Source organism: Serratia sp. root2 (genome assembly GCF_031931805.1).
In the GTDB taxonomy this organism is placed as follows: domain Bacteria; phylum Pseudomonadota; class Gammaproteobacteria; order Enterobacterales; family Enterobacteriaceae; genus Serratia; species Serratia inhibens.
On record NZ_JAUJXB010000001.1, the window covers coordinates 842,356 to 863,258 of the forward strand.

20 protein-coding genes are annotated in these 20,903 nt (G+C 55.1%); 9 read left to right on the forward strand and 11 right to left on the reverse strand.

Features of this window, described 5'->3' with window-relative positions; translation table 11 throughout:
- Positions 1-60 precede the first annotated feature (60 nt).
- Together dsbB and nhaB are read right to left on the reverse strand one after the other, a co-directional pair.
- Positions 61-591 carry a disulfide bond formation protein DsbB gene (dsbB, locus tag QZQ97_RS03975; protein ID WP_311992344.1) on the reverse strand — a complete coding sequence of 177 codons (531 nt, stop codon included), beginning with the start codon at positions 589-591 and terminating at the stop codon, positions 61-63.
- A 124-nt stretch (positions 592-715) separates the two neighbouring features.
- Positions 716-2,287, reverse strand: a complete 1,572-nt coding sequence (gene nhaB / locus QZQ97_RS03980) for a sodium/proton antiporter NhaB (RefSeq protein ID WP_311992345.1) — start codon at positions 2,285-2,287, stop codon at positions 716-718.
- Positions 2,288-2,530: 243 nt separating this feature from the next.
- Here nhaB and fadR point away from each other — a divergent pair, with 243 nt between their 5' ends.
- On the forward strand, positions 2,531-3,250 hold the full coding sequence (fadR, locus tag QZQ97_RS03985; protein WP_311992346.1) for a fatty acid metabolism transcriptional regulator FadR: 720 nt from the start codon (positions 2,531-2,533) through the stop codon (positions 3,248-3,250).
- Positions 3,251-3,338: 88 nt separating this feature from the next.
- On the opposite strand, the gene QZQ97_RS03990 is transcribed toward fadR, so the two are convergent.
- Entirely contained in the window at positions 3,339-4,874 is a 1,536-nt protein-coding gene (locus QZQ97_RS03990; RefSeq protein ID WP_311992347.1) for a SpoVR family protein, read from the reverse strand.
- 538 nt (positions 4,875-5,412) lie between these two features.
- On the opposite strand from QZQ97_RS03990, the gene QZQ97_RS03995 reads away from it, so the two are divergent.
- Both QZQ97_RS03995 and dadX read left to right on the forward strand, forming a co-directional pair.
- Entirely contained in the window at positions 5,413-6,717 is a 1,305-nt protein-coding gene (locus tag QZQ97_RS03995; RefSeq protein ID WP_311992348.1) for a D-amino acid dehydrogenase, read from the forward strand.
- A gap of 72 nt (positions 6,718-6,789) precedes the next feature.
- On the forward strand, positions 6,790-7,863 hold the full coding sequence (gene dadX, locus QZQ97_RS04000) for a catabolic alanine racemase DadX (RefSeq protein ID WP_311992349.1): 1,074 nt from the start codon (positions 6,790-6,792) through the stop codon (positions 7,861-7,863).
- Positions 7,864-7,866: 3 nt separating this feature from the next.
- Here the strand turns inward: dadX and QZQ97_RS04005 are convergent, their stop codons facing one another.
- The 6 genes from QZQ97_RS04005 to QZQ97_RS04030 form a co-directional block, all read right to left on the reverse strand.
- Positions 7,867-9,060, reverse strand: a complete 1,194-nt coding sequence (locus tag QZQ97_RS04005) for a multidrug effflux MFS transporter (protein ID WP_311992350.1) — start codon at positions 9,058-9,060, stop codon at positions 7,867-7,869.
- Positions 9,061-9,169: 109 nt separating this feature from the next.
- On the reverse strand, positions 9,170-9,730 hold the full coding sequence (locus QZQ97_RS04010; protein WP_311992351.1) for a 3'-5' exonuclease: 561 nt from the start codon (positions 9,728-9,730) through the stop codon (positions 9,170-9,172).
- Between the two features lie 62 nt (positions 9,731-9,792).
- Positions 9,793-11,496 (reverse strand): ABC transporter permease subunit, encoded by a 1,704-nt coding sequence (locus QZQ97_RS04015; RefSeq protein ID WP_311992352.1) that lies wholly within the window; start codon positions 11,494-11,496, stop codon positions 9,793-9,795.
- 17 nt (positions 11,497-11,513) lie between these two features.
- Positions 11,514-13,028: an ABC transporter substrate-binding protein gene (locus QZQ97_RS04020; RefSeq protein WP_311992353.1), complete on the reverse strand. Its 1,515-nt coding sequence runs from the start codon at positions 13,026-13,028 to the stop codon at positions 11,514-11,516.
- 24 nt (positions 13,029-13,052) lie between these two features.
- Positions 13,053-13,835 (reverse strand): ABC transporter ATP-binding protein, encoded by a 783-nt coding sequence (locus tag QZQ97_RS04025; RefSeq protein WP_311992354.1) that lies wholly within the window; start codon positions 13,833-13,835, stop codon positions 13,053-13,055.
- A gap of 4 nt (positions 13,836-13,839) precedes the next feature.
- Positions 13,840-14,649 (reverse strand): ABC transporter ATP-binding protein, encoded by an 810-nt coding sequence (locus QZQ97_RS04030; protein ID WP_311992355.1) that lies wholly within the window; start codon positions 14,647-14,649, stop codon positions 13,840-13,842.
- Between the two features lie 150 nt (positions 14,650-14,799).
- On the opposite strand from QZQ97_RS04030, the gene QZQ97_RS04035 reads away from it, so the two are divergent.
- Positions 14,800-14,955 carry a hypothetical protein gene (locus QZQ97_RS04035; protein ID WP_013813239.1) on the forward strand — a complete coding sequence of 52 codons (156 nt, stop codon included), beginning with the start codon at positions 14,800-14,802 and terminating at the stop codon, positions 14,953-14,955.
- A 10-nt stretch (positions 14,956-14,965) separates the two neighbouring features.
- Here the strand turns inward: QZQ97_RS04035 and QZQ97_RS04040 are convergent, their stop codons facing one another.
- Positions 14,966-15,448, reverse strand: a complete 483-nt coding sequence (locus tag QZQ97_RS04040; RefSeq protein ID WP_311992356.1) for a hypothetical protein — start codon at positions 15,446-15,448, stop codon at positions 14,966-14,968.
- Positions 15,449-15,616: 168 nt separating this feature from the next.
- Here QZQ97_RS04040 and QZQ97_RS04045 point away from each other — a divergent pair, with 168 nt between their 5' ends.
- Both QZQ97_RS04045 and QZQ97_RS04050 read left to right on the forward strand, forming a co-directional pair.
- The gene (locus tag QZQ97_RS04045; RefSeq protein WP_311992357.1) at positions 15,617-15,910 is read left to right on the forward strand and encodes a hypothetical protein; all 294 of its coding nucleotides are present in this window, start codon (positions 15,617-15,619) and stop codon (positions 15,908-15,910) included.
- Between the two features lie 421 nt (positions 15,911-16,331).
- Entirely contained in the window at positions 16,332-18,449 is a 2,118-nt protein-coding gene (locus tag QZQ97_RS04050; RefSeq protein ID WP_311992358.1) for a TonB-dependent siderophore receptor, read from the forward strand.
- A gap of 46 nt (positions 18,450-18,495) precedes the next feature.
- Here the strand turns inward: QZQ97_RS04050 and QZQ97_RS04055 are convergent, their stop codons facing one another.
- Positions 18,496-18,672, reverse strand: coding sequence for a GhoT/OrtT family toxin (locus QZQ97_RS04055; RefSeq protein ID WP_004945419.1), 177 nt, complete (start codon positions 18,670-18,672; stop codon positions 18,496-18,498).
- 278 nt (positions 18,673-18,950) lie between these two features.
- Here QZQ97_RS04055 and QZQ97_RS04060 point away from each other — a divergent pair, with 278 nt between their 5' ends.
- The 3 genes from QZQ97_RS04060 (at position 18,951) to QZQ97_RS04070 (ending at position 20,858) form a co-directional block, all read left to right on the forward strand.
- Complete coding sequence (locus QZQ97_RS04060; protein WP_006322621.1) at positions 18,951-19,109, forward strand: YqaE/Pmp3 family membrane protein; 159 nt, start codon at positions 18,951-18,953, stop codon at positions 19,107-19,109.
- Between the two features lie 350 nt (positions 19,110-19,459).
- On the forward strand, positions 19,460-20,014 hold the full coding sequence (locus QZQ97_RS04065) for a GNAT family N-acetyltransferase (protein ID WP_311992359.1): 555 nt from the start codon (positions 19,460-19,462) through the stop codon (positions 20,012-20,014).
- A 154-nt stretch (positions 20,015-20,168) separates the two neighbouring features.
- A complete protein-coding gene (locus QZQ97_RS04070) occupies positions 20,169-20,858 on the forward strand; it encodes an alpha/beta hydrolase (protein WP_311992360.1) in 690 nt (229 codons plus the stop codon).
- Positions 20,859-20,903 lie beyond the last annotated feature (45 nt).

Here is a 20,903-nt window from a genome sequence, read left to right on the forward strand (position 1 = left end):
GCAATCCCATGTAAAACGGCGCCCTGAGGCGCCGTTTTCATTAATACCGCAATGCCGCATTTAGCGGCCGAACAGGTCACGGCGACGCGGTCGGACAAACTGCGCGATCAGCACGACGATGGCGATTAGCAAATAGGCCGCGAAGATACCCACCAGCCACTGCGGCATTTCCAGCGACAGGAACTGCCATTGGCGCACCGAACAGTCACCGGAAGCGTGGAACACTGCCGGCAGCCATTTATCCAGCGGCAGCCAGGACGGGAAACTGACGAAGAAATCACAGGTATTGAACGGTGAAGGATGCAGTTGGATCATGGTGTGTTTCCATGCCAGCTGCACGCCTTCCCAGGCGCTGTAAATCCACAGCAGGATAGCGACATAGCGCAGCGGCGTTTTCGGCGCGATGGCACCGATCAACGAAGCGCCGAGAATGCCAAACAGCGCACAGCGTTCATAAATGCACATCACACAGGGTTGCAGCAGCATTACGTGCTGAAAGTAGAGTGCGACTAATTCCAGCACCAGCGCAGTCAGGGCCATTAGCAGCCAAGCACCGCGCCCCTGCGAGCAACGGTTAAAGAATTGCAACATATATTTATTCTTCCATGCAGTAAGCAATTGAACTGGCAGTGTAAACCAATTCACTCCCGCTGCCAGCCACCTGGGCCGGATTCAGCACAAAAATAGTCGCTGGCAACAGAGTGGGTTAGCACGGTTAATGCACTGCGGCTTCGATCGAAGGCAACGTCAGCCAATGCCACTGGGTCAGCAGGTCGGTCATTGGCGCCAGAGTAAACTGAACGCACAGCAGCCCAACGAGGGTTAATACCACAGTATAGGGCAAAGCCATCCACACCATTCGCCCATAGGACAAGCGCACCAGCGGCGCCAATGCGGACGTCAGCAGGAACAAGAATGCAGCCTGGCCATTCGGCGTGGCGACCGAGGGCAGGTTGGTACCGGTGTTAATGGCGACTGCCAGCATCTCGAATTGCTTCAGAGAGATTGTTCCGCTGTTGAACGCGGCGCGCGCCTCATTGATGTAAACCGTCCCGACGAACACGTTATCGGAGACCGACGACAGCAGGCCGTTAAACAGATAAAACAACGCCAACTGCGAAGAGGGTTCCGCCTGCAGGACATACTGGATGATTGGGCTGAACAGATGTTGCTCGATAATCACCGCGACCACGGTGAAAAATACCGTCAGCAGGGCAGTAAAGGGCAGCGCTTCCTGGAATGCCTTGCCGATAGCGTGCTCGTCGGTTACGCCACACAGGGAGGTGGCGAGAATGATCACCGACAGGCCTATCAGACCAACCTCCGCCAGATGAAAGGCCAGCGCTATGACCAGCCAAATGCCGATAAGCGCCTGGACCACCAACTTGAGCTGCTCCTGTTTGCTGCGTCCTGCGGTGGCCTGGCGGTCAAACTCTTTCAGCACTTCACGCACGCGTTCCGGCAGTTTGGCACCGTAACCGAAAATGCCAAAGCGTTCGAGCAGCAGGCAGAGCAGCAGACCGCAAACCATCACCGGCAGGGTAACCGGCGCCATCCGCAGGAAGAAATCGGTAAATCCCCAGCCGGCGCTTTTGGCGATAATCAGATTCTGCGGTTCCCCCACCATGGTCATTACGCCGCCCAGCGCGGTACCGACGCCGGCATGCATCAGCAAGCTGCGCAAGAAGGCGCGGAACTGCTCCAACGTTTGCTTGTGCTCGTCACTTGCCAGTTCACTGTCGTCACCGACATCGCTATGACCGTCTGACCGGTTAGACGCCACGTTGTGGTAGATCGAGTAAAAACCTGTGGCGACGCTGATCACCACAGCGACCACCGTCAATGCATCCAGGAAGGCGGACAGCAGCGCTGCGGCCAGGCAGAACGCCAGCGAAAGCAGCATTTTCGAGCGGATATTGAGGAGCAGCTTGGTAAACACGAACAGCAGCAACTGCTTCATAAAGTAGATGCCTGCCACCATAAAGATCAGCAGCAGCAGCACATCCAGATTATGGGCAATTTCTTCGCTCACGCGAGCGGGGCTGGTCATGCCAATCAGCACCGCTTCAATCGCCAGCAGGCCACCCGGCAACAGTGGATAGCACTTCAGTGCCATCGCCAGGGTAAAGATAAACTCGATAACCAACAGCCAACCGGCGATAAAAGGATCGACCAGGAAGAAAACCAGCGGATTGACCAATAAGAAAACGATGATGGCCAATTTATAGCCGTTAGGTGAATGTCCGAGAAAGTTCTTCACCAGGGCACTGCGTAAGGTTGTTTCCATTTTGCGTTACATGTCCTGAAAATACGTTGTTGCATATTACCCTAACAATGCCGCCGGGGCGGAGGCAATAGGGCCTTGCTTTACGAAGAGAAGTTTCCACTAAGCGGTGTTTTTGCACAATTTTTGCCACTTTATGCACACTTTCGTTTAATGTTTTTCGCTCACGCTATGTCATGCTGGAGCGATCTGGTATGATCAGCCGATTACTATTACTGATTATCGTCGCAACGGAACGTCAAAAACATGGTCATAAAGGCGCAGAGTCCTGCCGGTTTCGCGGAAGAATACATTATCGAGAGTATCTGGAATAATCGCTTCCCCCCTGGCTCTATTTTGCCCGCGGAGCGTGAGCTTTCAGAACTGATTGGTGTCACGCGCACCACGTTACGTGAAGTTTTACAACGTCTGGCCCGCGATGGCTGGCTGACCATTCAGCATGGCAAACCGACCAAAGTAAACAATTTCTGGGAAACTTCCGGCCTCAATATTCTTGAGACTCTGGCGCGTCTCGATCATAAAAGCGTCCCGCAACTGATCGACAATCTGTTGTCCGTGCGTACCAATATCGCCTCAATCTTTATTCGCGCCGCGGTGCGCAATCATCCTGAGCAGGCTCAGGAAGTGCTGGCGAAAGCCACCCAAGTGGAAGATCAGGCGGATGCCTTCAACCTGCTGGATTACGAGATTTTCCGCGGTCTGGCGTTTGCTTCCGGCAACCCGATTTACGGTTTGATCTTCAACGGACTGAAAGGCTTGTATACGCGCGTTGGCCGTTACTACTTCTCCAACCCGGAATCACGCAAGCTGGCGTTGGCCTTCTACAGCAAGCTGTCGACTCTGTGCCATGAGAAATCCTACGATCAGGTTATGGACTGCGTGCGTAACTACGGTAAAGACAGCGGTGCCATTTGGCACAGTATGCAAGGCACCATGCCGAGCGATCTGACCGAAGCCCGCCGTTAATTCATCACGTTTTCTGCATGAAGCAAAAGGGGGGCCACGTGAAAGTGGCGCCCCTTTGTTATTATGGAAGCTGAGTTATTAAGCAAACTTACAGTGGTGCAGGGCGTGGCGGGCAACGATCCAACAACTCGACGCTACCGTCTTCGTTCTGCTGTTCCAGAATAATGTCGAAGCCCCACAGGCGATGCAGATGCTTCATCACCTCTCGGCGGCTCTTGTCGAGCGGTGCGCGATCTTGCGGGATGTAGCGCAGCGTCAAGGAACGGTCGCCGCGTAAATCCACATTCCAAATCTGAATGTTCGGCTCATGGTTGCTCAGGTTATATTGCGCGGACAGCTCTTGGCGAATCGCCCGGTAACCGGCCTCATCATGAATAGCCGCAATTTCCAGATAATTATTGCGATCGTCGTCCAGCACGGTGAACAGCCGAAAATCACGCATGATCTTGGGTGACAGGAACTGGCTGATAAAGCTTTCATCCTTGAAGTCGCGCATGGCGAAATGCAAGGTTTCCAGCCAGTCTTTACCGGCGATGTCCGGGAACCAGTAACGATCTTCTTCCGTCGGCGATTGGCAAATGCGCTTGATGTCCTGGAACATGGCAAAGCCCAATGCGTACGGGTTGATGCCGTTGTAATATGGGCTGTTGTACGGTGGTTGGTACACCACGTTAGTGTGGCTGTGCAAGAACTCCAGCATGAAACGCTCGGTGACCCGACCTTCGTCGTACAGGTGATTGAGAATGGTATAGTGCCAGAATGTCGCCCAACCTTCGTTCATCACCTGCGTTTGTTTCTGCGGATAAAAATACTGGCTCACTTTGCGCACGATGCGCAGAACCTCACGTTGCCAGGGCTCAAGCAGTGGCGCATTTTTTTCCATAAAATAGAGAATGTTTTCCTGAGGTTCGCTCGGATAGCGGCGGGCCTGTTCAGGCGCCTCTTCGCGTTCGACCCGTGGCAGGGTTTTCCACAGCGTATTGACCTGGCTTTGCAGGTACTCCTCACGGCTTTTCTGTCGCGCCTTTTCTTCGACCAGCGAAATTTTCTGCGGCCGTTTGTAACGATCCACACCGTAACTCATCAGCGCATGGCAGGAGTCGAGCAGTTTTTCTACTTCCTCAACGCCGTAACGCTCTTCGCACTGGCTGATGTAATGGCGGGCGAACAGCAGGTAGTCGACGATCGAACTGGCGTCTGTCCAACTGCGGAACAGGTAATTATTTTTGAAGAAAGAGTTGTGCCCATAGCAGGCGTGAGCCATCACCAGGGCCTGCATGGTGATGGTATTTTCTTCCATCAGATAGGCGATGCAGGGGTTGGAGTTGATAACGATTTCATAAGCCAGACCCTGTTGCCCATGCTTGTAACGCTGCTCGGTTTCGATGAACTTTTTCCCAAATGACCAGTGGGTATAGTTAATCGGCATGCCGACGCTCGAATAGGCGTCCATCATCTGCTCTGAGGTGATGACCTCGATCTGATGTGGGTAGGTGTCGAGCCTGTAATGTTTGGCTACGCGATCGATGTGCTCCAGATACACCTGCAGCAGCTCGAACGTCCAGTCCGGTCCATCGCTCAGACGCTTATCTTCCTTGACCTTATCATGTGTTGAAGTAGTCATCAGCGCACCCTCGTTATTACGGACCTTGCTCGAACGGCAGACCCTTGTATCAATCGTAGCTCAAACTGCGCATAGGGAATAATGATATAAAGCGTAAAAATTCAACGATCTGCCCGCAACCTCTCCACGACGGGGAGCCGAGGGGATTTTGCCCTGAGTTTTTTCTGCTATGGCAGACCCAACTCTCGGTAAAAGGTTATAGCGATAAAGGGATGTTTTATTGGTTTTTTATTCTGATTAATGATGCTTATTTTACTTTTATATTCTGTTAAAAGCTTGTTGCACGCCGTGGATTTTTTTGATGATATCAATGCTGTCATTGATAGCATATCAACGGTTGTTGCCCTCTAAAAGCGGCCTTCTACGACATCTTATCGCTATTTATAGGTAGGTATTGCAAAAGACGCGGCCATGAACGATAAATTAATTGTGAATATGGTCACGTTTGATGACGAAGATGTTGGACGGATTTTTCCACTGAGTTAATTTCCTGTGAGCAGAAGATTATGCTTTGTGAAGCCTTGAGCTGGAGTCAGCGATGCGAGTGGTAATTTTAGGTAGTGGGGTGGTGGGTGTTGCCAGTGCCTGGTATTTGGCGAAAGCCGGGCACGAGGTGACGGTAATCGATCGCCAACCTGGCCCGGCAATGGAAACCAGCGCGGCGAATGCAGGCCAGATCTCACCGGGCTATGCGGCTCCGTGGGCTGCGCCGGGCGTGCCGCTGAAAGCCATCAAATGGATGTTCCAGCGGCATGCACCGCTGGCGGTGCGTCTGGATGGCAGCAGTTTCCAGTTGAGCTGGATGTGGCAAATGCTGAAAAACTGCGACACCTCGCACTACATGACCAATAAAGGGCGCATGGTGCGGCTGGCGGAATACAGCCGTGACTGCATCAAGGCGCTGCGACAGGAAACCGGCATTCAGTACGAAGGGCGTCAGGGCGGCACACTGCAGCTGTTTCGCACCCAGCAGCAGTTTGAAAATGCGGCGAAAGACATTGCCGTGCTGGAAGATGCGGGCGTGCCGTATAAACTACTGGAAGCTCACCAACTGGCAACGGTTGAACCTGCTCTGGCGCAGGTAGCGTACAAGCTGACCGGCGGTCTGCAATTGCCCAATGATGAAACCGGTGACTGCCAGCTGTTTACTCAGCAACTGGCCAAGCTGGCGCAGCAGGCGGGCGTCACCTTCTTGTATAACCGCACTGTTGATCGTCTGCTGGTGGACGGCGATCAAATCAGCGGCGTGCAGTGCGGCGCAGAGGTGTTCAAGGCCGACAGCTACGTAGTGGCTTTCGGCTCTTACTCCACCGCGCTGTTGCGCGATCTGGTCTCGATCCCCGTATACCCGCTAAAAGGGTATTCGCTGACCATTCCTATCGCGGATGAAGCTGCGGCGCCGTTCTCGACCGTTCTGGATGAAACCTACAAAATCGCCATTACCCGTTTCGACCAACGTATTCGTGTCGGCGGCATGGCGGAAATTGTCGGCTTCAATACCCAGTTGGAGCAGAAACGTCGGGAAACGCTGGAAATGGTAGTACGTGATCTCTACCCCAACGGCGGGCGGGTTGAAGAGGCTACTTTCTGGACCGGTCTGCGTCCTATGACGCCGGACGGCACACCGATCGTCGGCAAGACCTCGCTGAAAAACCTGTTCCTCAATACCGGGCACGGTACTTTGGGCTGGACCATGGCGTGCGGCTCCGGCCAATTGCTTGCCGATCTGATTTCAGGTACCACGCCGGCTATCCCTTCAGACGATCTGGCGGTGGCGCGATACAGTGCCAGCTTTCGCAACGAGCACCTCACGCCCTTGAACGATGTGCATCCAGCGCGTTAATCCTCTTAATTTATAATGCTGTAGTCACGGGCGTCGGCCCGTGACCTCAACCGCCAGTACGCAGGAGAAATCATGCCTCGCCCGATTACCGCCACGCTGCATCTTTCGGCTTTTGAAAATAATCTGCAGGTGGTTCGCCGTTTTGCCCCCAGCGCTAAAATTTGGTCAGTAGTAAAAGCCAATGCTTATGGCCACGGAATCAAGCATGTCTGGCGCAGCCTGGCGCAGACCGACGGTTTCGCCTTGCTGGATCTCGCCGAAGCCATTTTATTGCGCGAGTCCGGCTGGCAAGGGCCGATTTTGCTGTTGGAAGGTTTTTTCAAGCCACAGGATTTGGCCCTGCTCGATCGTTATCGTTTAACCACCTCGGTGCACAGCGACTGGCAACTGGCGGCGATAGCCGAGGCCAAATTGTCCGCGCCGCTGGATGTTTATCTGAAAGTGAACAGCGGGATGAATCGCCTGGGTTTTGCCCCTGATCGTTTGCATAGCCTTTGGCTGCAAGCGAGGGAGATGGGCAATATCGCCAGTCTGACGCTGATGAGCCACTTTGCCACCGCCGACGGCCCGCAAGGCGTGGCAGAGCAGATGACGATCATTGAGGGCGCGGCGGCGGGAATACCCCTGCCGCGTTGCCTGGCGAACTCCGCCGCCACATTGTGGCATCCGCAAACCCACGGCAACTGGGTGCGGCCAGGCATCGTATTGTATGGCGCATCGCCAAGCGGCAAGTGGCGCGATATCGCCGACAGCGGCCTGCGGCCAACCATGACGCTCAGCAGTGAAATCATTGGTATTCAGGCGCTGAAAAGCGGCGATCGCGTGGGTTACGGCTGGTGTTACAGCGCCAATACCGCGCAGCGTATCGGTGTGGTAGCCTGCGGTTATGCGGATGGTTATCCTCGTCATGCGCCGAGCGGCACGCCGGTCTGGGTGGATGGCGTATTGACGCGTACCCTAGGCACGGTCTCCATGGATATGCTGGCAGTCGATCTGACGCCCTGTCCAAGCGCTGACATTGGCACGGCAGTAGAACTGTGGGGGCGACACCTGCCGGTTGACGATGTCGCCGCCGCGGCAGGCACGCTGGGTTATGAGCTGCTGACGGCGCTGGCTGCGAGAGTGCCGGTCACCGTCGAGGCGTAAGCCTCAGGCAACTTTCTTCAACTGACCTTTTATTTGCTTGCTGCGCTGCCGTGCGTGCAGCGCCAGCAGGCAACCCGCCAGCATCACCAATGCAAGCGACAGTTTCGGTTGCAACGGCATTGCCATTGCCAACAGGCCCAATGCTGCTCCGCCGGCCATCTGCACGAAGCCCACCAACGCAGAAGCGACGCCGGCTTCATTGGAGTACGGCTCCAGCGCATAGCTGGTTGCCGGGCCCATCACAAACGCCAGACCTGCACAGGCGAAGGCCACCGGCAGCATATACGCCAGCCAATGAGTTTGCGCCGAGCCGGAAAGCAGGCTAACGCCCAGTAACAGCCCAATACAACCGATCCCCATCAATACCCCGCCGGTCGCCAGGCAAATCGGTCGGCCGACTTTGTGAATAATGCGGTTGGCGAAAAAACTGACCAGCATGATCCAAAAGCCGTTGGCGCCGAATACCAGCGAGAACTGCAGCGGCGTCAGTCCGGCAGTGCCCATCAGCACGTTCGGGGCCAGCGAAACATAGGTTAACGCCATCCCCATTGCCCCGGAGTTCACTACTGCGAAGGACAGGAAATTGCGATCGCTGAGGATGCGCGCATATTGCCGCATCGGCAATCCTTTGACCCTAAGGGTGTCCGCCGGCCGGGTTTCCGGCAGGCGCAGGGCGATCAGCACCAGCACGGCGAGGGCATAGCAAACCAGGAACCAGAATGGGGCGCGCCAGCCGAAAGCTTCCGCCAGCAGCCCACCGAGCAGCGGCGCCAGCGCAGGAATAATATTCAGCGTGCCGTTGAGAAAACCGTAGGCACGTGCGGCGTCGTCGCCATTCAGGCGGTCACGTACGCCGCTGAATGCCACTACCGCCGTACAGCACACTGCCACGCCCTGCAGCAGGCGTGAGGCAACAAACACCGTTGGCGAGGTCGCCAGCGCCGCCATTGCCGCGCCGATCATGTAGATAACAATACCGGCCAGCGCGACCGGCTTGCGCCCGTAGTTATCCACCAGCGGGCCGGCGATAACCTGCCCAAGACCCAATACCAGGATGAACAGTGAAATGGTGGACTGAATCAGCGCTTCGCTGCTGTTAAGGCCCAGTGCGATAGCGGGAATGGTCGGCAGATAGAGATCGATGCCCAGCGGGCCGAGAAGCACCAGGCTAAGAAGCAGAAACAGAAATTTTTGCATAACAAAAACAGCACGTCCTAGTGACAAAGAGGGGTAGAGTAGAGATTCTGGCGTCAAATGGAAAGAGGCAAAGCACAAGCGGTCGTCAGGTGAATTTTGCCGGCCTGAATTACACGGCGGAGGCCTGGCGATAATAAAGTGCGGAAACCGTATCCGCTACATAGCGTGCCTGGTGTTTGGCGTCGTCCAGCGCACGATGCGGTGTACCTTCGAAGGGCCGTTCCTTTTTCGGGTTGAAGCCGTGCAGTTCGGCCAGGGTGATTACCGTACGCACGTCCTGCGTGTCCCAAAACTTCCACGGACAGGGCATTTCAAACTGCTGGAAAGCATGCTCGAGGATCGTACAGTCGAACTCCTTACCGTTCCCCCAGACTTTCACTCTGTCAGTACTGTTCATATGGATAAAACGGCTCAGGCTGGTCAGTACGCGCTTCAGGCTTTCCGTTCCGCCAAAGGCCAACTTGCGTGCTTCGTCAGATTGCTTTGCCCACCAGGCCACGGTATCCAGACTGATGGTTCTGCCAGGCTGATCTTTTTGGCTGCTGACGGCGTTTTCGAATTCCGCGCCGAGCTGGCCGGTCTTGGGGTCAAAAAATACGGCGGCAATCACCAGGATCACCGCACTGGGTTTTATGTCCAGAGTTTCAATGTCTAGCATCAGATGGTGCATTGGCGGTCTCCGCTGGTTGAATCATCGTAGTATGTTACTACAAACCGGGCGAGGATGCGCAGTCAGCCACGGCGCTGGCCTGCGGCATTCGCCAGAGTGACCGCCAGCACCGCCAGCAGCACCAGGGCGGCCACTGGTGTCACAACGCCCCAGGGCGCTCGTTCGATATAAGGCATGCCTTCGGCCAGCACCAATCCCCATTCTGCGCTGGGCGGTTGAGGCCCGAGCCCGAGGAAACCCAGCGCCGCCAGCGCCAACGCAATCCCCGGCAGGCGCAGCATGGCGTGACGAAGCAGCGGCCCCACTAACGCCGGCAGCAGGTAGTGCGTCAGCGTGCGCAGGCGGCCTATTCCCAATACGGGCAGCATGCGGATATAGGGCTGCGTGCGCGCCTCCGTCAATAGCGAGGCGCAGTGTGCCGCCAGCGGTGCCCAACTGACCAGCATTACCGCGCAGGCGGCACCGTAGGCTGAGGGGCCGATAATGGCGATCACCAACAGGCCCGCCACGACGGGCGGTGTGGCGTTGGCCAGTTCAATCACCCCGCACATCAGACGCGGCATCAGGCCAAACAGCATTCCGAGGAGCAGCGAAGCGAAGCTGACGCCCAGCGCCAGCAGGCTGGTATTCACCGCACCCTGGGCGACCCGCGCCAGAATGTCCCTGCCGGTGGCGTCGGCGCCAAAGGGCAGTGCCAGGCTCGGCGGTTGCAGGCGAATATGCAGGGACGAGAACGGATCGCGCATGATCCCGCTCAGCACCAGCAGACACAGCAATAACACGGCGATTGCGGCGACAAGATAACTGCCTTTGGCGCTGTGCTGGGGTTGCGGCGCATTAGGCAGGGACGCGGCGATACGGCCCAGCAGCAGATAATGCGCTCCCTGCGCCAGGAAACCGGCGCTGAAGGCGATCATCAGCAAAATCAGGATACCGCACTGCAGCGCAGGCAGATCCTGCGCGATGGCGGCACCCAAGGTCGCCCGACCAAGACCGGGTATGGCAAACACTTTCTCGACGGCAATGGCACCGCCGGTAAGCCCTACCAGCACCAGACCAATTTGTGGCAGCAGGGCGGGCAATGTGCGGCGCAATACCGCCAAGAGACGTTGCCTCCGGGAGATACCGGCAAGACTCCAGGTAATCAACCAGCGTTCAGAGAAGGTTGCGGTCAGTCCGTCACTGAACAACAGGCCCAGCAGTCCTCCTGCGGGCAGGCCCAGCGCCAGCGCAGGCAGAACAACGTGTTGGAGGCTTTGCCAGCCGTAGGGCGGGAACCAGCGCAACCAGACGGCACCGACAATCAGCAACAGCGCCGCCAGCAAAAATTCCGGCAGGGAGGTCAGTGCTACGGCCAGTACGCCGGCAGGGCGCCGACTGTTGCCGCGCAGGCCACGCCACAGGCTTGGCAACGCCAACAGCAGTGCTACCGACAGCGCTACCGTGAGCGCACAGGCCATCAGGACCAAAGACACTCCGGCGGCTTGCAGCATGCCTTCCAGCACCGGTTGCCCCGAGATCCAGGAGTTGCCGGCATCCCCGCGCAGCAAGCCGGTAAACCACCGGCCAAGCAGCATCAACGGCCCGTCATCCAGACCGAATCGTTGGCGAATGGCGTTCAGGGCTTCCGGCGTCGCCTCTTGCTCGCTTGAGCGGGCCCGCAGCAGGCTGAGCGCGGGATCGCGGCCGGAAATCCAGGGCATCAGACCAATGAGCAAAATCATCGCCAACAGGGCAAGCAAGCGTGAGACGAGCGGCAACAACATCTTTATCGAGCGCTTTTTCACGATCGGGGCTGCCCGGCGAAAATGACGCTGCGCGGTGTCACCAATCGGCGTTCACGCGGGTCGCGTTCTGCGTGCTGCATGGCGACGGTTTCACCCTGGATAACCCTTTCATGCAACAAGGGGATGGCGGCATGCGTGGCAAGGATGCGGCTCTCCGCCTCGATAATTGCCTGACGCCGCTGCGCGCCGGCCGGTATGGCAGCGGCCTGGGTTAAGGCTTCGTCCACCTTGGGGTCACAGAGTTGAGCGATATTGAACGATCCCCGACAGGCAAAATCGCTGTACATGTAGGCCACCGGATCGCCGGAATCCAACACTGTGGCGCGCGACAAAATGAACGCGTCGAATTTGCCCGCCAACGCATCGGCTTCAATGTGGGCGTATTCACGTACTACCTGCTTCACTATAAAGCCGGTAGCGCTGAGCTGTTGCGCCAGATAAACCGCGACTTCGGGCAGCTCTGCCCGATCGCTGAAGGTCGCCAGGGTAATGGTTTGGCCTTTTACCGCCGCCGGCGGGATAACCGGTTGCGGTTGCCGTAATGAGGCGGCCCAGGGTAATGCAGGGCCAAGCAACCCGGTAGCAAGATCGGCGCGGCCTTCGTAGACGTTGTCCACCAACTGTTGGCGTTGAACCGCCGCTGCCGCTGCTGCACGCACCGCGGGATCGCGGAAAACGCCAAGGCGAGTATTCAGATACAGCGTATTGGTGCGGGGCATCGGGACTTCGTGGATCAGCCCCGCTTCAATGAGCGGCAACTGCGATACCGGCAGGGCCTCAACCAGATCGGCGCTGCCGGTGCGCAAGGCGGCGGCGCGGGCGTTGCTGTCCGGCACGAAACTGACGTCTATCCCCGGCGCGGCGGCTTTTCCACCCCAGTAGCCCTCAAAACGGTTTAGCCGTGCGCTGCTGGTGCCGTTGATTTCCGTCAGCACAAAGGCGCCGGTTCCGGCTTGCAACGGATTAACCACGCCGTTGGCGGCATAGGCCCGTTCGGCGAGGATCGCCAATTGCGGGCTGGACAGCCGTTGCGGAATCAGGGGGTCAGGATGAGCGGTAGTGATCACCACGGCGTTATCACCTTCGATGGCGACCGATAGTTCAACGCCATCAAGAATGCGCGGTTTTGGCGCGGCATTCATTGCCGCTGAAAGTGAGCGCACTACGCTTTGCGCCGTCATTGCGCTGCCGTCATGAAAACTGACGCCCTGACGCAGTACAAAGCGCCAGCGGCGCTCATCTATTTGCTGCCATTCCGTCGCCAGCGCCGGTTCGGCATCGCCATTGGCGTTCAGCACCACCAGGGTTTCGGCATTGCTCCAGCGCGAGAGTTTAAATGCGTCATCGCTCAATGGCGTTAACCCGGAGCGGGGCGGTTGTAGCATGGCCAACCGGATACGTTTTTCTTCGGTGGCACTTTCTTTCGGCTTCGCAGGTTCAAAGCAACCGCCAAGCAGCAAACTGCCGGCAAGCAGGCAGCCGGTTGGGCCAATAAATCGCGGGTTCAGCATGCAAAATTCCTCAGGATCTCAGGGCTAAAAAGAGGACAACGATGGGATTGCGGCGATCAAGGCGCGGGTAGCGACATGCCGGGGCGTTTGCAGCAGATCCTGGGTTGGGCGATCTTCCACTATGGCGCCGCGATCCATCACCAGCGTGCGTTGGCATAAGGCGGCCACCAACGAAATATCATGGGAGACCAGCAACATTCCCATACGTTGCTGACGGGCAATACGATCGAGCAGGTTGATGATCTGCCGGCGCAAGGGCAGGTCCAGACCGCTGACCGGCTCATCGGCCAGTAAAAAACGGGGTTGCAGCGCGATGGCGCGTGCCAACGCTACCCGCTGTGCCTGCCCGCCTGAAAGCTGGCCTGGCCTGGCGTACAGCAGGTGTTCATCCAGTTCAACCTGACGCAGAGCACGCTCGGCAGTGATACTCAAATCCTGCGGCAGGCCGAGTTGGCGCAGGGGGGCGATAATCAGTTCGGCGACCGTATGGCGCGGATTAAGCGAGGCGTGAGCGTCTTGCGGTACATACTGCACCAAACGTCGGTACCAGCGCAGCCGGCGAACGGACGCTGGGCGAATTGCTGTGCCCTGGCAGAGAATGTGGCCGAAATCCGGAGCTTCTAACGCTAACAGCAGTTTAAGCAAGGTGGATTTACCTGCACCGGAACAGCCAACCAGCCCGATGCGTTCTTCTGCATGCAGATTCAGGTCAGTAGGGCTGAGACCACCCGATGCAGGCGTATATTGCCGACAGACATTCTGCAGGCTGATAAAGGGCAGTGTGGCGTTGACCGGCGGGTGATTCACTGGATTATCCCGCCATACTCATGGCGGGAGAATGACCGAATGCCGGACGAAGTGCCGTGGCAACCAACCGCTGGGTATAGGGATGTACAGGTTGGCGCAACAGTTGTGCGACAGACCCGTGCTCAGCTATCTTGCCGTTCGCCAGCACGATGGCGCGTTGGCACAGGCTGGCGGCGACGGAAAGATCGTGGGTGATAAACAGCAGCGCGGTTGCCGCGGGGCGCTCGGTATAGCGCTTCAGGATATCGATTAACTGATGCTGGCTGACCATGTCCAGCGCAGTGGTGGGCTCATCCGCTATCAACAGGTTTTTCTCGCCGCTCAGCGCCAGCGCAGCACAGACCCGCTGGCATTGGCCGCCGGACAATTGCCCCGGGTAGCGCATCATGATTATGTCCGGCGACAAACCCAACGCGGCCAACAACTCGGTGGTGCAGCGTTGAGCCTGTTCTTTGCTCATGCCGCTCCGGCCACGCAGGGCCATGATCAGTTGCTTACCCACGGTGGTCAGGGGGTTGAGGCTGGTAAAAGGATCTTGAAAAATGGCTGCCAGCGAGGGGGACTTGCGTTGTTGCAAACGTTGACCGCTGATTTCTTGCCCCAGTAACCGTATCGATCCGCTGAGTTCGACGCCGTTCGGCAGCGTGCCCAAAATGGCCGCGGCGGTGAGTGACTTGCCTGAACCGGATGCGCCAAGCAGACACAGCCGTTCGCCGGCATGCAGGGTGAAGTTCAGATCGCTGATTTTGACTTCCCCGTTAATCGACAGTGTCAGATGTTCTACGGTGAGTAACGGTGGGTTTTGGGTTTCCATAAGCGTATCTGCAAGTATTTTTTGATATGTAATAACATAACATTCACTGGCGAGAAATGACCAGCAGATTTCTGAAATACTTTGAAATGGTCTAAAGCAGGAAAATCAAGGTATGATACTCAAGGTATTGTTGTCAGGTTGGTTCTATCGGTGAGAACGTTTATTTTTATTCTGTGCATGGCCGGCTATGTGCTGGTGCTGGGTTACCTTGGCGTTTATGTCACCGACAAGTTGTGCGAACAATCCAGTAACTACACCAAGCTGTGCCGTATGGTTGATATCTCCGAGCCGCATATTCCAAAATAAATGACTGCCGTCAACCCAGATAATCGGTAGTTATCAATGGCGTCAGTACCCCGGATAAGCCGGTCAACGTAGCCCATTGCCGCCAGCCCAAGCGTGCCAACCAATCCTGACGCAACGGCGGTGTCGCGAGTTGCCCCAGTGCAATCGTGCCGGTGAGCAAGACCGTCAGAATCACGAAGACCAACCCGCGGCTCCAGGAATTAAATTCGATATGCAACACGTTGGCGTAATACAGCCGCATCAGAATAAAATAGGCCAGCATCAGCCAGGCGAAACGCGTTCGTTTCTTCAGCAGTTGGTAGAGCATAAAGGCGATGAACAGGCTATGGAGCCATGAGGTCAGCGGCGATTCAATGGGGTGTCTGACGCAGACGTTATATACCGCCAGGTAGATATTAAAGATCAATAGCGTATAGACGGCATATATATACCAGCCATAGATGACTTTGAGCTTTTTGGTGTTTGGCGGAATAGGGCAATAGTCCGGTATCATGAGAGCCTCCTGAGCTGAACAGCGTTATAACATCAGATGGCTAAATGAAAATTAAACGCCAAACGGGCTTTATTTTACCCCAAAAGTGGAACTAATCGGTGCTTGCCGGGTCTGTTCAAACAATAACGGCCAGGGTGTTCAGCGAAAGAGTAATGGCAAGATAGTGATATGAAAAATTATAAAAACAGTCGTTCGACAGTATGTTTACTGGTCGCCACGTTGGGACTTTATTTTTTCCTGCCACCGACGCTGATAGCTTTGGTCTGCCAAGCGTTTAATTTGAATCCCTTCTTTCTTATCAGATCCTGGCATCTTAATCCCTTCTCTGCTGCCCGGGGCATTCCGCTCTATCAAACCGTTGTGCCTATATTAATTGTGTGGGCTTTGGCCAATGTCCTGATAGCGGCCATTTTTTTGGCAATAGTGAGTTTATATCGGCGGCTTGGCAGGGCAGAGCATTGATGACGCCATGCCGTACACAGGTAAAAGCACCTTGCCAAGGATAATGATAGTCGTTATCATTTGATGGCCGGTGAGGGAGAAAAAGGGTTGTCTCCTTGTGTGCCACCCAAGCCGGCACGACATTGCTCACATTGCTTCCAGTATTTGTTGCCAGCCTCGTGCTGGCATTTTTTATGCCTTTTATTTCATCTCGCTAACCCCAATCTGCCCATGGGTTTTCAACTGCGATGAAACACGTTGCCGGTTCATAAAAAGCGTCCTCATATTTGAAATTAACTATCGATAAAGATAATAATTATCATTAATATTCGTTTCTTTTTGCATTCAGTACACCGAGATCCTCTACGAACTCTGTTAGACAGCGTTGCTGACGGAGAGGCTTATTGGTGTGATTTAGGGCAATTACCAGGGATTACAAGAGATGCTGATACCTTTTTTTGTCAAACGGTCGTACAGGTTATGTGCGTTCGCCATGTTTCTGCCGCTGACGTCGCTCGCTGAAGATACTGTGGTGGTCACTGCCACACCTGCCGATACGGCGGAAACTGCGACTCGGGGCTATCAGGCCACGACCAGCCAGGGAGCGACCAAAACAGACAGACCGTTAATCTTGACGGCTCAGTCGGTCTCGGTCGTTACCCGTCAGCAGATGGCCGATCAGAATGCTCAGACGGTTAACGATGTGCTGAAATATACTCCGGGTGTTTTCACCAACTTTTCCGGCGGGGCCACCCGATATGACACCATCGCATTGCGCGGCTTTCATGGCGGTGACGTCAATAACACCTTCCTTGACGGTCTGCGGCTGTTGAGCGATGGCGGCACCTATAATGCATTGCAGGTCGATCCCTGGTTCCTGGAACGTATTGATGTCATCAAAGGGCCCTCTTCGGTGATGTACGGACAAAGTATCCCGGGTGGGCTGGTGGCATTGACGTCCAAGCGACCTCAGTTCGCCACGGAAGGGCACATGAACCTGACGGCGGGCAACAACGGCACGAAGGGAGGAGCTTTCGATGTGACCGGACCTCTGTCCGAGCAGTGGGCTTACCGGCTGACCGGCATGACGCGCAGCAGCGAAACCATGTACGACCATCAGCGTGAAGAACGCTATGCCGTCGCCCCCTCATTGCTGTGGCAGCCGGATGAAAATACCTCGCTATTGCTTAAAGCTTACCTGCAGAAGGATCCGTCCGGCGGTTACCACAGCGCTGTGCCGGCAGATGGCAGTCTCTATTCCCGCTCGGGCGACAAACTGGGGCGCGGATTTTTTGACGGTGAGAGCAGCCGGAATGTGTTCAAGCGCTGGGAGCAGATCTACAGTTATGCTTTCTCCCACAATTTTAACGACGTCTGGACTTTCCGTCAGAATGCCAGTTACACCCACTCTAATGTGGAGTTGCAACAGGTGTATCAAATTGGCTGGAATGACGATCACCGCTTGTTGAACCGTTATTACAGCGGCTCTGCCACGTCGCTGGACGCCTTTGCCGTCGATAACCAGTTGGAGGCCGACTTTGCCACCGGGGTGCTGGATCATAAGGTAATGCTGGGGCTGGATTACCAGCGCTTTCGCAATAATTTGTGGGAAGAGTCTGCCGCCGCATCGCAGCTTAATCCTTATACCGGTGTGTCCGGCGGGGCGGCGTTAACCGGCCTGACGCATACCGACTCCAGACGGCACTACGAGCAAAGCGGCGTTTATCTGCAGGATGAAATCAGCTTGCAGAACTGGTATCTGAACTTGTCCGGCCGCTTCGATCGCATCGAGTCTAAAAATACGACGCTCAACACCGGCACCAGCGACGCGCGCAGCGATGATAACTTCAGCGGCCGTGCCTCCTTGTTGTATCACTTTGATAACGGTCTTTCACCTTACGCCAGCTACAGCACCGCGGTAACGCCCGAGGCGCTGCCCGATCAAAACGGACATATGCTGAAACCGAGCACCAGTGAGCAGTATGAGGTGGGGCTGAAATATCAGCCGCCAGGCAGTGCATCGATTTACAGCGTGGCATTGTACGATTTGACGCAGAAAGACGTTGCCAACCGAGTAGTGCAGCAAAGTTATTATCTGCCGGCCGGCAAAGTGCATTCGCAGGGGATTGAACTGGAAGCCCGCAGCAAGATCACCGAACGTTTCGATCTGATTGCCGGCTATAGCTACAACAAAGTGAAGTTTAAAGACGCGATCGATGGCAACAACGGCAATACGCCGTATCTGGCGCCAGATCAAATGGCTTCTCTGTGGGGTAAATATGCTGCCGGGTTCGGCGTGGATCTTGGCATGGGGGTACGCTATATCGGCAAGCAGTGGGCAGACAACGAAAATACGCTACGCATTCCTTCGGTGACGCTGGTGGATGCTTCGGTGAGAATGAATCTCGATGGTGTCAATTCGTCACTGAAAGGTGCCTACGTTCAGCTGAACGTCAATAATCTGACCGACAGGAAATACGTTGCGGCCTGTTATGGCACCGGTTATTGCTATTGGGGCGCGGAACGTTCTGTGGTGGCTACCCTGGGGTACGATTTCTGAAGAAAGGGGCTGTATCGCCCCGTCGCTTTGCCGACGGGGTGGATCGTTAGAACAGGGAGAAAAGCAACACCACCGGTAGGCTTAGCGGCCAGGTCAAACCAATAGTTAACGCGCTGATAAAACGAATTTTGATGGTATCCCGGCTGACTAAATAGGTAAAAACCATAGAAACCAAAAGGCCAATTAAATAAAAATATTGTGTTGCAACCCACAGCGGTGACATGAAACCTTATCCCAGTCGTTTTTTTCAGCCGCGAATTCTAGGGGCTTAATTCCTCATAATCAATGCTTATTAGTTGTTTATTTAGTTTATTATTTATAACCACAATAAGAATGTTGTCATGGGTGTTTGGCTCGGGGGAAGACTGTCCTGGTGGGCGGTCATGGCGATGCCGGAGAACATAACGCCCCACATCTTGCGATTGCCCAATTAATCGGACATTTGAAAATGTTTAATAGATATAATATGTTGATAGGCCATGGAGCAAATGAGGAGCGAGTATGAGCTTTTGGAGAATCGTATTTACCATTATTCTACCGCCGCTGGGTGTGTTGCTTGATAAGGGCATCGGCGGGGCTTTTATCCTCAACATTATCCTGACCCTGTTGGGGTATTTCCCGGGCCTGATTCATGCTTTCTGGATCCAGACTAAACAGTAGGGGGCCAACGACGGGCCAAGCCGTTTCGCACTGGGAATGTCTTCATGTAGCCCAGACTATCAACCCTGGTATGCGTTCGCATGCTGGGGTTTTTTTATGCCTGTCAGCCGTCTAATAAATGTTCAGGCCGTAGACAAACAACCATGAAAAAAGCATCGCCAACAGGCTAACGATACAAAGGATTGAGATCATTTCCTTCACGTCAAAATTCCTTTTTGATATTAATAATATTACTTGTTGTTGTTTTTACATGGGATTTTAGATCGTAATAGGTAAAAATCCTAGTTTTAATGTGGTTTTGATGCTGATTTGCAACAGACTTTGGATCTGGTTTATGGGAGGTGTTTGCCTTGGCTATCCCCGTTTTAACCAGCCGCCGGCTGGTATTGCGCCCGTTGGAACCTGATGACGCCGCAGATATCCAGCATTCATTTCCATGCTGGGAAATTGTGCGTTATCTGACGAACCAAATCCCCTGGCCCTATCCAGCAGGGGCTGCACTTGATTTTATAAATCATGTTGCGCTGCCGGCGATGGAAAGCGGAACCGGTTGGTTTTGGTCTATTCGCCGCAAGGAGGATGAGCGGCACCTGATCGGTGTGATAAACCTGAGCCTGGGTGGCGACAGCCACCGTGGTTTTTGGTTAGCGCCGGAATGGCAGTATCAGGGAATGATGAGCGAAGCCAGCCACTGCGTCACGGAGTTCTGGTTTAATGTGCTGGGGCAGGAGGTGCTGAGAGTGACCAAAGCAAAAGATAACCAGGCATCGCGGCGTATTTCAGAGCGTAATGGCATGCGGCTCGTCGCCACCAAAGAAACGGACTATATCTGTGGCCGCATGCCATCAGAAATCTGGGAAATGACCCGGGGCGAATGGAATTCAAGAGAAAGGCGCTCGCAATGATGTTAACTATTCATAGCTATTGCCGAGATCTGCAGCGGTGAACTATATACATAGGTCTATGCGGCGTTTGATTTTGCACAGACGGGCACTTGATAAGCACAGGGTTAATGAGTGGGTCTGATGTAACGCCGCCATCTTACATAAGGAATCAGTCATGAATGCAAAACCCACAGTAGTTTTGGTACATGGATTTTGGGGCGGTGCTGCACACTGGAGGGGCGTCATTACCGAATTGTCACGCAGAGGATATCACTCGATTCACGCTGTAGAGATGCCCCTGACGTCGCTGGCCGATGATGCCGAACGTACGCGCAAAATGGTGGCTCAGCAAGAAGGGCCGGTTTTACTGGTAGGTCATTCATATGGCGGTGCGGTTATTACCGAAATGGGTAACCAACCCAACGTGGTCGGGCTGGTATATATCGCCGCCTTTGCGCCGGATGCGGGGGAAAGCCCTGGCGGCATTACTCAGGAACATCCCCCGGCTGCGATGGCGAACCTGATGCCCGATAGTGACGGGTATTTATGGATAAAACCGGACAAGTTCCACGAAAGCTTTGGCCAGGATCTTTCCCCTGATGACGCGTTGGTGATGGCTGTGACGCAAAAAGCTCCGCTGGCCACTACCTTCGGCAACGCTATCACTGAGCCGGCATGGAAGCACAAACCTTCCTGGTACCAAATATCCAGCGACGACCATATGATTTCCCCCGATAACCAACGGCGCATGTCGGCCCGCCTGAACGCTAAAAAAGTGATTACGCTGAATGCCAGCCATGCATCGCTTGCTTCGCACCCGCGGGAGGTGGCCGCTTTGATTGATGAGGCGGCTGGCGCTTCATAAGCCGTCACCGCTCAGGCCCCGCAATGGCTTTTTATAACTGATTTG